Consider the following 12,407-nt stretch of genomic DNA (forward strand, 5'->3'; position numbering starts at 1 on the left):
TGTATAAGAGACAGGTGTAAGTTCGGATCGAACGCTTCACCGACTGCTGGAATCTCGACGACGCCTTCATTTTGAAGCGTTTCGACGAGTTGACGTTTCACCATCTCAACACCCGTCAAGACGGATTTCGTCTCCTCGTTTTCCGTCTCGATTTGGAGCGCACGGTCCAAGTTATCGACGAGTGGTAACAGCTTTTCGACGATCGCTTGTGAAGAATACTTCGCGCGATTCTCTGCTTCGACACGGTTACGACGCTTGAAGTTCTCAAAATCCGCACGGAGGCGTAATTCTGAAGCTTTTGCTTCTGCGAGTTGTGCTTCGAAGTCTGGTTTCTCGTCTTCGACGAGATCCGCTTGAATGACTTCTTCTTCTGTGACTTCGACGGTTTCAGTCGGCTCTGTCACGTTTTCTTCTTGTTGGAGGTTTTGATTCTGTTCTTTTTCTTCCACTCTGAATCGAGCCCCTTTCTATATTCAATCCAAATTGTTCTTATGCAATTCGGTTTGGAATGCTTGAAGTAGATGGATGATCGAGTTGATTCCCCGGTTGTAATCCATCCGTTTCGGTCCGATCAAGGCGAGTGTCCCGATCGAGACACCGTCGACCGAATAATGGGCCCGGATGACGCTACAATCTTTTAATGCATCCACATTGTTCTCACTCCCGATCGTGATCAGGATTTGATTATCGAGATTCGGTCGTAGGAAGTCGAGAACGGCTTCTTGCTGTTCGATCAACTCGAGAACAGGTCGTAGTTTTGCGACGTCCTGAAATTCGGGCTGATCGAACATGTTGGCTTTCCCGCCCAGATAAATGAACGGTCGTTCCTCTTGATCCGTCAATACGAGATCAAGTGCCTTCGAAAGCAACACCGTCTGTTCAGAATGCTCTGAACGGAAGCGACGGATTTCCTCGAGCAGACGACTGCGTAAGGCTGAGAGCGGCGTACCGCGTAACGTCTGATTCAGACGTTCCATCAGCCGGCTCGCTGCTTCTTGGGACAACGCTTGATTCAATTGCAATGTCTTGTGTTCGACATGTCCTGTCTCCGTGACGAGAACGATGACGACACGACCTTCGGCAAGAGGAATCAATTCCAGATGATGCAGGCGTTGCCCTTCTTCTTTTGGACCAAGTACAAGTGTCGTGTAATGGGTTAAATCGCTCAACAGGTCTGCTGTATGCCGAATCAACCGATCATTCTCATTCACGGAATGGGCAAAGAGTGATTTCAATGCCTGTGCTTCTTTTGGTGTGATGCTTTCCGGACGAATCAGATGGTCGACATAAAAACGATATCCGAGTTCGGAAGGAATCCGTCCTGCGGAAGTGTGTGGCTTTTCAATCAGACCCATCTCTTCGAGGTCCGCCATCTCGTTACGAATGGTCGCGGAACTGAACGTCACGTCGTCTCGTTTCGAGAGCGTCCGTGAGCCGACGGGTTGAGCGGTCTTGATATAGTCATCGACGATTGCACGCAAAATCAACAATTGACGATCCGTCAGCACCTTCTTCACCACCTTATTTTGTTAGCACTCACTTTTAACGAGTGCTAATTACATCTTTTACTATAAGGAATTGTCCGTCCGATGTCAACCGAATTGCGTGACCCTTTGAACAGTTTCCCATTCTGCGATACAGTGAAACAAAGAATGGAAAGGATGAATCGGATGATTGAATTATTGGCAATGGCAGGAGTCTTTGTCTGGCTGTTCATCGCGGTCATCGGAACGACTGCCTATTTTTTAAGGAAATCCAAAAAATGAAAAGAAGCGGTCTTCCTCTTTTTTAGGGAACACCGCTTCCTTTCATTTATTTAAGATTCATTGAACCTGCGCTTCACCGATGAACTCCGCAAAGACTTCGTTCGCTAATGGAACTCCAGCAGGCGTCAAACGGATATGTGTCTCCGTCTGTTCGACGAGACCGTTTGGTAACAAACGTTTCATGACGTCACCAAACACATCTTCAAACGCTACTCCATATTTCGTCCGGAAACGTTCGAGTGATACGCCATCCTTCATTCGAAGTCCAAGGAACATCTCTTCTTCCATTCGCTCGACGTTCGTCAACGGCGTCTCTTTTCGAACCGGTAACCCTTCTGCCTTGATATAGTGCGGAATCGGTGCGATGTTCGCACGACGCGTCTGATTGATATAGCTATGTGAGCCTGCACCAAATCCGTAGTACTCATCGTTTTCCCAGTAGACGCGATTATGGCGACTCTCTTTTCCAACTTCTGCGAAGTTCGAGATCTCATACTGCGCATATCCACCCGCTTCGATCGTTTCGATCATCACTTGGTACATCTCTGCCTCGAGATCTTGCGTCGGTAAAGGTAACTTTCCTTTTCGCTCTTGAATCGCAAAGACCGTGTGCGGTTCTAAGATCAATGAATAGGAGGAGATATGCGTGATCGGTAATTGTAACGCCCGCGTGACGTCATAGCGAACCTGATCGAGCGTCTGATTCGGTAACCCGAACATCAAGTCGACGGAGATGTTATCAAACCGTTTCGCTGCTGCGTCGAGCGTCTGCGCGACTTTTGCTTCCCGGTGCGTCCGACCGATGCGTTCGAGCAAACCGTCGTCAAACGATTGGACACCGAAACTGACGCGGTTGACACCGCCCGCCTTCATGATATCGAGTTTCTCTTCTGATACACCATCTGGATTCGACTCGACCGTGTATTCTAAATCATCACCTGTTAGTGGCAACAAGTGCTTCTGGATGATTTCCATCAACCGTTGCATCTGTGGTTCATTTAAAGCGGTCGGTGTTCCGCCACCGATGAAGATCGTCTCGAGATGATCCGTCGGGTATTGTTTCAACGTCAGTTCGATTTCGCGTTCAAGCGCATCGAGGTATTCATCGACGGGCTGATTCTTTAAAAAGACTTTATTGAAATCACAGTAATAACAAATATGTTCACAAAAAGGGATGTGGACATATGCGGCGCGTATTCCCATTTCGCCTCATCCTTTCTCTATAAAAACCAAAAAGGGGACGCAAGCGCCCCCCACCTGTTTAATCTTCGTCCATGGATAGAACGGACATGAAGGCTTCTTGCGGTACCTCTACTGAGCCTACCATCTTCATGCGTTTCTTACCTTCTTTTTGCTTCTCGAGCAGCTTCCGTTTCCGAGAGATATCTCCCCCGTAACATTTCGCGAGAACGTTCTTCCGTAATGCCTTAATCGTCGAACGAGCAACGATCTTCGTTCCGACAGCGGCCTGTATCGGCACTTCGAACTGCATCCGCGGAATCAATTCTTTCAACTTATCAACGATGACTTTCCCGCGTTCGTACGCAAAGTCACGGTGAACGATGAAGCTGAGCGCATCGACGTTCTCGTTGTTGAGCAGGATGTCCATCTTGACGAGACGCGACTGTTGGTAGCCGATCAATTCATAATCAAGTGACGCATACCCTTTCGTACTCGATTTCAACTGATCGAAGAAGTCGTAGACGATCTCAGATAACGGTAACTCATACGTGATTTTGACACGTGTCGTATCGATGTATTGCATGTCAACGAATGTCCCACGCTTCTTTTGACACAACTCCATGATCGCACCGACGTAATCATTCGGTGTCATGACAGCAGCCTTAACGAACGGCTCTTCGATGAATTCGACTTTTTGCTGATCCGGCATCTTCGATGGGTTATCGACGTGCAAGACTTCACCCGCTGTCGTCGTCACGTGATAGATAACCGATGGTGCCGTCGTGATCATATCGATGTTGAATTCACGTTCGATTCGCTCCTGGATGATTTCCATGTGGAGCATCCCGAGGAATCCACAACGGAATCCGAATCCGAGTGCTTGTGATGTCTCTGGTTCGAACTCAAGCGCCGCGTCACTAAGTTGTAGTTTTTCAAGCGCTTCTCGTAAATCGTTGTATTTCGCAGCATCGATTGGATAGAGTCCACAGTATACCATCGGATTCATCTTACGGTATCCTGGCAGTGCTTCAGTAGCTGGCTGTTTCGCAAGCGTAATCGTATCCCCGACACGTACGTCGCCGACCGTTTTGATCGAAGCAGACAACGTCCCAACATCACCGACCGTCAATTCTTGCTGACGTAATGGTTTTGGTGTCGCAACGGCAAGTTCCAGAACCTCAAAGTCCTTACCTGTCGACATCATCCGAATCTTATCGCCGACTTTAACTGTTCCGTTGACGATTCGAATCGATGCTACGACACCACGGTAAGCGTCATAATAGGAGTCAAAGATCAATGCTTCGAGTGGTGCAGACGGATCACCCGTCGGCGCTGGTACTTTCTCGACGATTTGTTCGAGAATTTCTTCAATACCGATCCCTGCCTTCGCAGAAGTCGGAACGGCTTCAGATGCATCAAGTCCGATGACATCTTCGATTTCTTGACGGACGCGTTCGACATCCGCAGAAGGTAAATCGATTTTGTTAATGATCGGAAGGATTTCGAGATCGTTGTCGAGTGCTAAGTAAACGTTCGCAAGCGTCTGCGCTTCGATTCCTTGCGCCGCATCGACGACGAGGACAGCCCCTTCACAAGCTGCAAGTGAACGCGAGACTTCATATGTGAAGTCGACATGTCCAGGTGTATCAATGAGGTGAAGAATGTAATCTTCCCCATCTTTTGCTGTATACTTCAATTGAACAGCGTTGAGTTTAATCGTGATGCCACGCTCACGTTCGAGATCCATGGCATCAAGTGTCTGATCTTTCATTTCGCGCGATGTCAACGCGCCAGTTTTTTCTAAAATTCGGTCAGCGAGTGTCGACTTCCCGTGATCGATATGGGCAATGATCGAGAAGTTACGAATACTCTTCTGCCGCTTTAAACGGTCTTCATTCGTCATGTTTAGAGTCACCTTACCTTATTTTCAAACGTACATACGGTTCATTATACCAAAAAGCGCTTCACTGTACTATCTCGTTTTGTTTTACCCGAAAAACAAAATGTGAAGATTCCCTAGACGTCGTATTGCTTTTAAGAAAAACGTTTGCTACAATTGTGTTTGTTCTGTTGAACGATAACTGCAGATATGCGAATATAAATCTCGAATGAGTTTTATTGGAGGTGAATCATCCATGGCTAACATTAAATCAGCAATCAAACGCGTTAAAACAGCTGAAAAACGCCGCGTCGCTAACGTACAACGTAAATCGGCAATGCGTTCAGCGATTAAAGCAGTCGAAACTTTCGCAGCTGAAGGTAACAAAGACCAAGCGGTCCTTGCTTTCGCTACAGCTTCTAAAAAAATCGACAAAGCTGCTGCTAAAGGTCTCATCCACAGCAACAAAGCTGGTCGTGACAAATCACGTCTCGCTAAACTCGTAAACGCACTTTAATTCTTTCCGAAGAATACGGTGATGGGTCGCCACTAGGAGGTATCTCCAGTGGCGATTTTTTATATGATCTAAAATGGCGGACGAAGGACTCGTGTAAAACGATTCCTTCGTCCGCCATTTCTTGTCTTACTTGTCGTCTAGACGATCGATCATGACATAGTGAAGACCGATCCCTTCAATGAGGAACGGTTCTCCAACACGTTCCAGTCCGAGGCGCTCATAAAAAGGAAGTGCCGTGACGCGGGCGTTACACCACCATGCTGTCACTTGTCGTTCTTTCAATAGACGACGGGCTTCTTCAATCAGCGCCCGACCATACCCTTCACCACGCACGTCTTCACTCGACGCCATACCACGAAGCTGATACGTCGCTCCTGGCGCTTGTGCATGAGATTGTTCCGAGAAACTACCGATTGCGACGATTTGTTGTGCTTTTATCCCGCCGAGATGAAACGTCGATGCAAGCGCATCGTCTGGGTAGATACATGCTTCACGTGGTTGATGGGGACGTAACACATCATGCCGTAATGGGATGACCTCTTCTGCTGTAATGATCTGGACTTCCATCATCGTTTGCCTCCTCTTATAGCGTCGCTAAGCGAACAATCAACGCATCGAATAGAATCTTCTTATCACCGCGTCCTGTTTTCATACCTTCATCTGTCGTCGTGATGGCGATGAGTGCTTGCTCGAGCTGCGCAAACGTAAACCGTTTGGCAGACTGGAGTGCCAATTTGATCGCATACGGATGAGCTCCGACTTTTGATGCGATTTGTCGTTCTCCGTATCCTTGTTCTGCTAATCGTTTCGACAGCAACATCATCCGGTATTGGCGTGCCATCAGTCCAAGGAGAGCCAACACTTCCTGTCCTTGTTTTTCAAGGTCGCGAATCAAGCGGATCGCTGGTTCGAGTTGACGCTTCATCAAGTAGTCCGTTAATTGAAAGACGTTGTCCTCTAATGTCCGCGGAACAAGCAAATCGACATCCTCGATTTCGATTGTTGGTCGGTCCCCTGCAAACAACATCAACTTCTCAAGTTCATGGGCTAATGTCCCCCACATCTCAGCAGTCAAGAAAATGAGTCGCTCGATTGCTGGACGTTCCATCCGATATCCTTTGTCGTTGACAGCATCCAGAACGAAGCGGAACAACTCTTCGGTCGTCGGTTTTTTTGCCTCTAGTACAGTCGCGCGCTCCTTCAATCGTTTGACGACGGTTTTTCGTTCATCGAGCTTTTCTGCTTCGACGATCAAGACAACCACCGCGTAGTCTGCCGGTTGTAGGATATAATCTGCTAACCGTTCGAGATTATGTTGTTTTTTATCTTTCGCTCCTGTCAGAAACGTTGCAGGTTTTGCAACGACGACACGGTAGTCGCTTAAAAAGGGTACCGTCTCCGCTTCATCGAGTACCGCATCAAGCGGTTGGTCGTTCAAATCGATTTTCATATAATCAAAGCGTTCTCCGTCCGGAAGAGCCGCTTTTACGATTTCACGTTCCCATTCTTCTAACAAGTGTCGTTCTGTTCCATATAATAAGTATAAATTCGCTAATTTTCCATTGACGAGCCAAGGAGTTTTCATCATTCCCACCACATTTCACAGTTTGTTCTTAACTTCATCATAGATAATCCTCTTTTATTCCGCTATACTAGAAGCGGAATCTATTAAGGGGGAATGCAGCATGGCACATTCAGTACGCCCACCAAGTGAAAACGCGTTCGAGAACGATATTCAATCAAAACGCAACGATGCGCTCGACTCTGCCGTTGGTTTTGGTGCATCATTCGGCTTCTTCGCAGTCTTGTTCATCATCGGTGTCGCAATTAAGTTCTTAAGTCTATAATCAGTAAAACAGCAACCTTGGGGGGTTGCTGTTTTTTTATTTTATCATAGGTTCACAGCCCGCTGAAGAACAAGTTACACTCCCGTCCTCATCCGTTCGAAAGACGATCCGATCTGTCCCGATCCGCTCAAGCACGTCCGGATGCGGATGCCCGTATCGATTTTTTCGTCCGACTGATAAGATGACAATCTTCGGATTTGTCTTCTGCAAGAGTTCTTCACCGGTCGACGTGTTCGAACCATGATGACCTGCTTTTAGAATATCGATCGGACCAATCGTTAATTCGTCCTCGATTGCTAGGCCAGCGTCACCCGTCAGTAAAACACGTTGTTTGGCAATCTGTGCAAGTAATATAATAGACCGATCGTTCTCTTCTTCTTCTCGTCCAGTCGGTGCAAGTACATGTAACCAAGGACGAATCGTTTGTCCCTTTTGAACGAACTTGACATGCGTTCCAGTTGCTTCGATCGAATGAATCAAATCGTTTCGCTTCTCATCCGTGTTGTCATACGCCCCTAAATAAATGGTTTTCACACGAACTTGACGCAGTAATCCTAGCAGTCCACCGACGTGATCGTGATCAGCATGTGTCACGATGAGACCGTCGATTTCTGCTTCTCCTCGTGTGAATAAAAAGGGCGCGACGATATGACTACCCGGATCAAACGGACGAAGCAGTGGATGCGTCGTTTGCTGATAAACACCACCTGTGTCTACGACGAACGTCTCTCCTGCTTTCTCAAGTACGATACTATCCCCTTGCCCGACATCTAAAAACGTGATTTGTTCAGGTACGTGCCACTCCGTGTAACCCCATGCCGTAAGCAAAAGGACCAATGGGAGAGCATGCCCCCACCATCTCCGTTCAGCAATGAACCAAGCGATTCCCGTTCCGACAACGACGATTGTCAAGACGATCGGAGAAAATGTTGGAACGGCAACCATTGCTAACGGTAGATGTTCCGCTAGCTGTAATGCTTGGTCCATCCATTGAATCGCGTACTGATGCGCAATCTGAAACGTCGAACTGAGCGGTAAAAATGGAAGCGTCGCAAGGAGGAACGATCCTGGCAGAATCACCCACTCAATCCAGCTACCAATTAATAAATTCAACAACGGAGACCAGATTGAAACCGTTGTTTGTTCAATCCCCTGTAAAAACAAAAGGGTTCCGAATTGTGCCCACGCACTGATAAGTAGCCAGTTCCAAGGACGACGAACCGAACCCATGAGTCGTCTCGACAGCACAAGAAACAGCGTCAGTCCGACCGTCAATTGAAATCCGATATCGTAAATGACAGTTGGTTGAATCGCTAATTGAAAAGCCGCGACCCCCGCAATGACCTCGACCGGATCTAACGGTTTGTGGAAACGACGACCGAGCAACAGAATGATCGCGACGAGCACAGCCCGAGTGACTGGAGGACTCCACTCCGTCAACCATGCGTAAATCGGCAGTAAAATCAGAACGATATCAAGTCGTTTTTCTTTTGTCATCCTGATTTTTCGTAAGACGTACAGCAGACTAAACACTAAAAAAGCGATATGTGATCCTGAGATGACGATCGCATGTAATAAGCCGAATTTCTTAAACCGTTCGAGCGTCACTTGATCCATTAATCGATCCTCACCAAATACAAGTGCTTCGACGTAGAATGCTTGCTTTTGTGGTAACAAGTCTTCTATCCGTTTCAACCATGCTTCACGTACCCGTCTTCCTTCTGCCGCATATCCAAGTGTCGGATGACAGGAATCAAACGAACGTACTTCCCACTTTCCAGCGTAACGATTCGTATGCATGAATTGCAGTTCGTCAAAACCTCCCGCATTCGATTGTTGACGGACATCGAGCGGTTCCGTATCGACGTGACAGGAGTAACCGATTCGTTCGTATCCTGTCTCATCTTCTGCAATCGTTGCCGTCAATAGAATCGATTGACCGTTGCTCTCCGCCTCATAGCGAATTCGATCCCCATTACGCTTACCTGATAAGATGTCAACAGACGAGACGTCGTGCGGTTCAGGTGACAGATGACCCATTCCGATGAATAGACAACTCAGAATGAACAAAAAGAAAAGACGACCGATTGAAAAAGACCATGACTTCATGACAGTAAATAGCATCAGCGTCACTAACCACCAGATCGATTCTTTAATGGCGACAATGAGTAAGAGAACGAACAGCGCATGAAGTGGCATCAGTAGACGATCAGGTAGGATTTAAGCGATTCTAACGTCTTTTCCCCAAAGCCCTTCACATCTCCGAGTGATTCATACGTCGCAAATCCCCCCTTCTCCTCACGATAGGCTAAGATCGCTTCTGCTTTGGCAGGACCGATTCCCGGAACCTCCATCAACTGTTCCGCCGTTGCCGCATTGAGGTCAATCAGTCCTTTTGGTATCTCTGCTTTTGAGCGTTTCGTTGGTTTCGGCTGATCTTTCGTCTTTTTTACCGGCACGATGACTTCCTGTCCATCAATGAGACGTGCCGCGAGATTCATTTGTCGAATGTCAGCTTTCTCAGTCGTCTTTGCTTTTTCGATTGCATCCTTCACTCGATCACCGAGGTGAAATTGATAGGGTCCAGGTGCTTCTACCGCCCCTTTCACATCGACCATGATGAGTTTGTCACGAATCGAGGTATCTTTTTCTGCTGGCTCTGCTTTTGCCTCTTGTTGTTTATCCGTTAAGGACGGTTGATCGACCATCGCTTCATTCGAACAAGAGGGTAATGGTACGAACAATAAAATGATGAGTAGCAGGACGACGACGAGACCTGCGATCTGTTGCAAACGTGGAACGGTCAAGACGAATCCCTCCTTTTTCCACGACTCTAACAGGTCGCTACGGACTTCAGGAAACGAAGGAATACGTACTAACCACTCTTTTACAACATGATACGGTGTGTTATGTCGGATAAAGGTCATATCATCCATACCGTTACTTTGAATTAGCATCTGTTTGACGAACAAAAAATCCGTCTTCTTCAAGCAACACGAACGTGTATCGCTTAAAGAAGACGGATGAGATCACTTTTACATTTTTTCAGCAACGAAGAAAATCCGCTCGGCTGTCTCAGAAGGAGCATCCGGTCCAAAATCGCCTGTGACCGCAAGAACACGGAATCCGGCGTCGCGTAACCACGTCACGTACTGTGCTGGAGGATACGTCCGCTGATGATGCGTTTCATCGACACGCTCATAGCGACCGTCCTCTTCCTCGATGAAGAAAGTCAGTTCATGGACGACAGAAAGCGGTGCTTCACCAGGATCCGCGAACCAGATATACGAACTTTGCTCCGCATGTGTCGCATATGTCTTTCCATTGAACAATGTTTCCATCTTGTATGGAGAGTGTGTATCAAATAAGAGACTTCCACCCTCTTTGAGGATTGCTGCTACATGTGTAAACGTCTGTTTGACATCCTCTTCCGTCCGGAGATAGTTCAAGGAGTCGCATAGGATCGTCGCGGCATCGACAGGTGTCGGCAATTCGATTTCGCGCATGTCTTGCGCCCAGAATTGAATGCGTAATCCCTCTTCCATCGCTTTTTCCTGCGCGACTTCGAGCATCTCTTCCGATAAATCGATTCCGAGCATCTCATAGTGTGCCGCTAATGCAAGCGTCGCCGTACCCGTTCCACATCCGATATCAGCAATCGTACTGCCAGTCGGAACGTATGCTTTGACCCAGTCGACCCATTGATCGTACGGGACGTCTTGCATCAATTCATCATAGATGTAGGCGAACTGTTCGTATGCCATTAGTTGACCTCGACTTCAACCTTTGGAGCATCTGCCCAGAGTTTTTCGAGATTATAGTAATCACGATCGTCACGGTGGAAGACGTGAACGACGACGTTTTCAAGATCCGCTAACACCCAACGTGCCGCATCGAATCCTTCGAGACGTTTGATCGGCAGGTTATGTTCGTGCGCGACTTCTTTGAGTTCACGTGCGATTGCCTGTACTTGTTTTTCTGAATTCCCTTCACAGATGACGAAGTAGTCGGCAACTGGTGAGATGCTCGACATATTCAGGACGACGATATCTTCAGCGCGTTTATCGTCGATGGCATTTACGATTAATTGTAATTCTTGTTCGACTGTCATAGGACGGTCCCCTTTCGTTTGGCCGCGACGAAGGCATTATAAGTCTCAATCGTTCGCGGAAAGATGATGGCTTGTTTTTTACATAAAAAATGAATCGTCTGACTGAGTGTTGCAATGACGGCGTCCGTCAAATCCTGCTCCGCTACTTCACGAAGCGCTTCGACACCTGGATAACTGCGATTTGGTTCAATCGCATCCGCGACGAAGATGATTTGATCGAGCAACGGCATACCGGGTGCCCCCGTCGTATGATTTGCGATGGCCTGATAAATTACATCTGAATCAAGACCAAGTTCTCGACGGACAAGCTCCGCACCTACTGGCGCATGAAGCAGTTCGTCATCATAATCGAGTAAAACCCGTTGATTCAATTCAACGGCAATCGAACGCATCTCATTCGTATCGCGGTATTTCGCATAATCATGAAGCATAGCAGCAAGTGTTGCTTCTTCTTCGTCAACACCATATTTAAGAGCTAAGTGTCGCGCTGTTTCGACGACACCTAATGTATGCACATAGCGTCGCTCAGGCAACGTACGCTCAATGATTTGACGTGCTTCTTCAAGGCGCATATAGATTCCACTCCTCAATCCGTTGTCGAACGGCTTCCGGTACAAGGTAGCGAATGCTCCGTCCGCGCGCGACCCGTTGCCGGATATCCGTCGAAGAAATTTCTAGCAATGGCATATCGACCGCTTTCACACGGGCACCGCGCGGAATCAGATACCGACTGCCCGGTCGAGCGACGGCACCAAAGACGACTTCCTTGTATAACCGTTCGGCTTGATACCACGTATCGAGACTCACGAGTGAGTCTGCTCCAACGAGAAACAGAAACTCATGCTCCGGGTACCGGTGCTTGAGTGCACGAATCGTATCATACGTATAAGAAGGCTCTTCGCGCTCAAACTCGATTGCTGAGACGGAAAAAGCAGGATTCAATGCAATTGCTTCTTCTACAAGGCGTAAACGCTTGGTTGCGTCTGTGACTGTACGTTGTTTATGCGGTGGCACATTCGCTGGTACGAACCAGACCGCATCGAGTTCGAGTTGTTCCTGCGCTTGTTCGGCAATCAGGAGATGACCGATATGCGGAGGATCGAAC

The 12,407-nt window shown here is 47.7% G+C and carries 14 protein-coding genes; 2 read left to right on the plus strand and 12 right to left on the minus strand.

Annotated features, from left to right (window positions below; translation table 11 throughout):
• The 4 genes from grpE to lepA form a co-directional block, all read right to left on the minus strand.
• The coding region (gene grpE / locus F8N00_RS10610) for a nucleotide exchange factor GrpE (RefSeq protein ID WP_421018186.1) at nucleotides 1–449 on the minus strand (449 nt) is incomplete at its 3' end.
• Nucleotides 450–473: 24 nt separating this feature from the next.
• Nucleotides 474–1,508, minus strand: a complete 1,035-nt coding sequence (hrcA, locus tag F8N00_RS10615; protein ID WP_023467439.1) for a heat-inducible transcriptional repressor HrcA — start codon at nucleotides 1,506–1,508, stop codon at nucleotides 474–476.
• Nucleotides 1,509–1,823: 315 nt separating this feature from the next.
• On the minus strand, nucleotides 1,824–2,963 hold the full coding sequence (gene hemW, locus F8N00_RS10620) for a radical SAM family heme chaperone HemW (RefSeq protein WP_421018189.1): 1,140 nt from the start codon (nucleotides 2,961–2,963) through the stop codon (nucleotides 1,824–1,826).
• A gap of 64 nt (nucleotides 2,964–3,027) precedes the next feature.
• Nucleotides 3,028–4,851: a translation elongation factor 4 gene (gene lepA, locus F8N00_RS10625; RefSeq protein WP_023467435.1), complete on the minus strand. Its 1,824-nt coding sequence runs from the start codon at nucleotides 4,849–4,851 to the stop codon at nucleotides 3,028–3,030.
• A gap of 232 nt (nucleotides 4,852–5,083) precedes the next feature.
• Between lepA and rpsT the strand changes: the two genes are divergently transcribed.
• Entirely contained in the window at nucleotides 5,084–5,344 is a 261-nt protein-coding gene (gene rpsT / locus F8N00_RS10630) for a 30S ribosomal protein S20 (protein WP_023467434.1), read from the plus strand.
• A gap of 126 nt (nucleotides 5,345–5,470) precedes the next feature.
• On the opposite strand, the gene F8N00_RS10635 is transcribed toward rpsT, so the two are convergent.
• Nucleotides 5,471–5,914, minus strand: a complete 444-nt coding sequence (locus F8N00_RS10635) for a GNAT family N-acetyltransferase (RefSeq protein WP_041255011.1) — start codon at nucleotides 5,912–5,914, stop codon at nucleotides 5,471–5,473.
• Nucleotides 5,915–5,927: 13 nt separating this feature from the next.
• Nucleotides 5,928–6,929 carry a DNA polymerase III subunit delta gene (gene holA / locus F8N00_RS10640; RefSeq protein ID WP_023467432.1) on the minus strand — a complete coding sequence of 334 codons (1,002 nt, stop codon included), beginning with the start codon at nucleotides 6,927–6,929 and terminating at the stop codon, nucleotides 5,928–5,930.
• Nucleotides 6,930–7,029: 100 nt separating this feature from the next.
• On the opposite strand from holA, the gene F8N00_RS10645 reads away from it, so the two are divergent.
• Complete coding sequence (locus F8N00_RS10645) at nucleotides 7,030–7,191, plus strand: YqzM family protein (RefSeq protein ID WP_023467431.1); 162 nt, start codon at nucleotides 7,030–7,032, stop codon at nucleotides 7,189–7,191.
• A 36-nt stretch (nucleotides 7,192–7,227) separates the two neighbouring features.
• Here F8N00_RS10645 and F8N00_RS10650 read toward each other — a convergent pair whose 3' ends face one another.
• The 6 genes from F8N00_RS10650 to nadD all read right to left on the minus strand — a co-directional run.
• Nucleotides 7,228–9,390, minus strand: a complete 2,163-nt coding sequence (locus F8N00_RS10650; protein ID WP_174316045.1) for a DNA internalization-related competence protein ComEC/Rec2 — start codon at nucleotides 9,388–9,390, stop codon at nucleotides 7,228–7,230.
• The gene (locus F8N00_RS10655) at nucleotides 9,390–9,998 is read right to left on the minus strand and encodes a helix-hairpin-helix domain-containing protein (protein ID WP_023467429.1); all 609 of its coding nucleotides are present in this window, start codon (nucleotides 9,996–9,998) and stop codon (nucleotides 9,390–9,392) included. The genes F8N00_RS10650 and F8N00_RS10655 overlap by 1 nt, the downstream gene beginning before the upstream one ends.
• 228 nt (nucleotides 9,999–10,226) lie before the next feature.
• A complete protein-coding gene (locus F8N00_RS10660; protein ID WP_421018187.1) occupies nucleotides 10,227–10,955 on the minus strand; it encodes a class I SAM-dependent DNA methyltransferase in 729 nt (242 codons plus the stop codon).
• Nucleotides 10,955–11,302: a ribosome silencing factor gene (gene rsfS, locus F8N00_RS10665; RefSeq protein WP_023467427.1), complete on the minus strand. Its 348-nt coding sequence runs from the start codon at nucleotides 11,300–11,302 to the stop codon at nucleotides 10,955–10,957. The genes F8N00_RS10660 and rsfS overlap by 1 nt, the downstream gene beginning before the upstream one ends.
• Nucleotides 11,299–11,874 carry a bis(5'-nucleosyl)-tetraphosphatase (symmetrical) YqeK gene (gene yqeK / locus F8N00_RS10670; RefSeq protein ID WP_023467426.1) on the minus strand — a complete coding sequence of 192 codons (576 nt, stop codon included), beginning with the start codon at nucleotides 11,872–11,874 and terminating at the stop codon, nucleotides 11,299–11,301. The genes rsfS and yqeK overlap by 4 nt, the downstream gene beginning before the upstream one ends.
• On the minus strand, nucleotides 11,864–12,407 hold a 544-nt coding region (nadD, locus tag F8N00_RS10675; RefSeq protein WP_421018188.1), incomplete at its 5' end, for a nicotinate-nucleotide adenylyltransferase. The genes yqeK and nadD, both read right to left, overlap by 11 nt.

It is taken from the genome of Exiguobacterium sp. A1_3_1, from assembly GCF_048985645.1.
GTDB lineage: Bacteria > Bacillota > Bacilli > Exiguobacteriales > Exiguobacteriaceae > Exiguobacterium_A > Exiguobacterium_A indicum.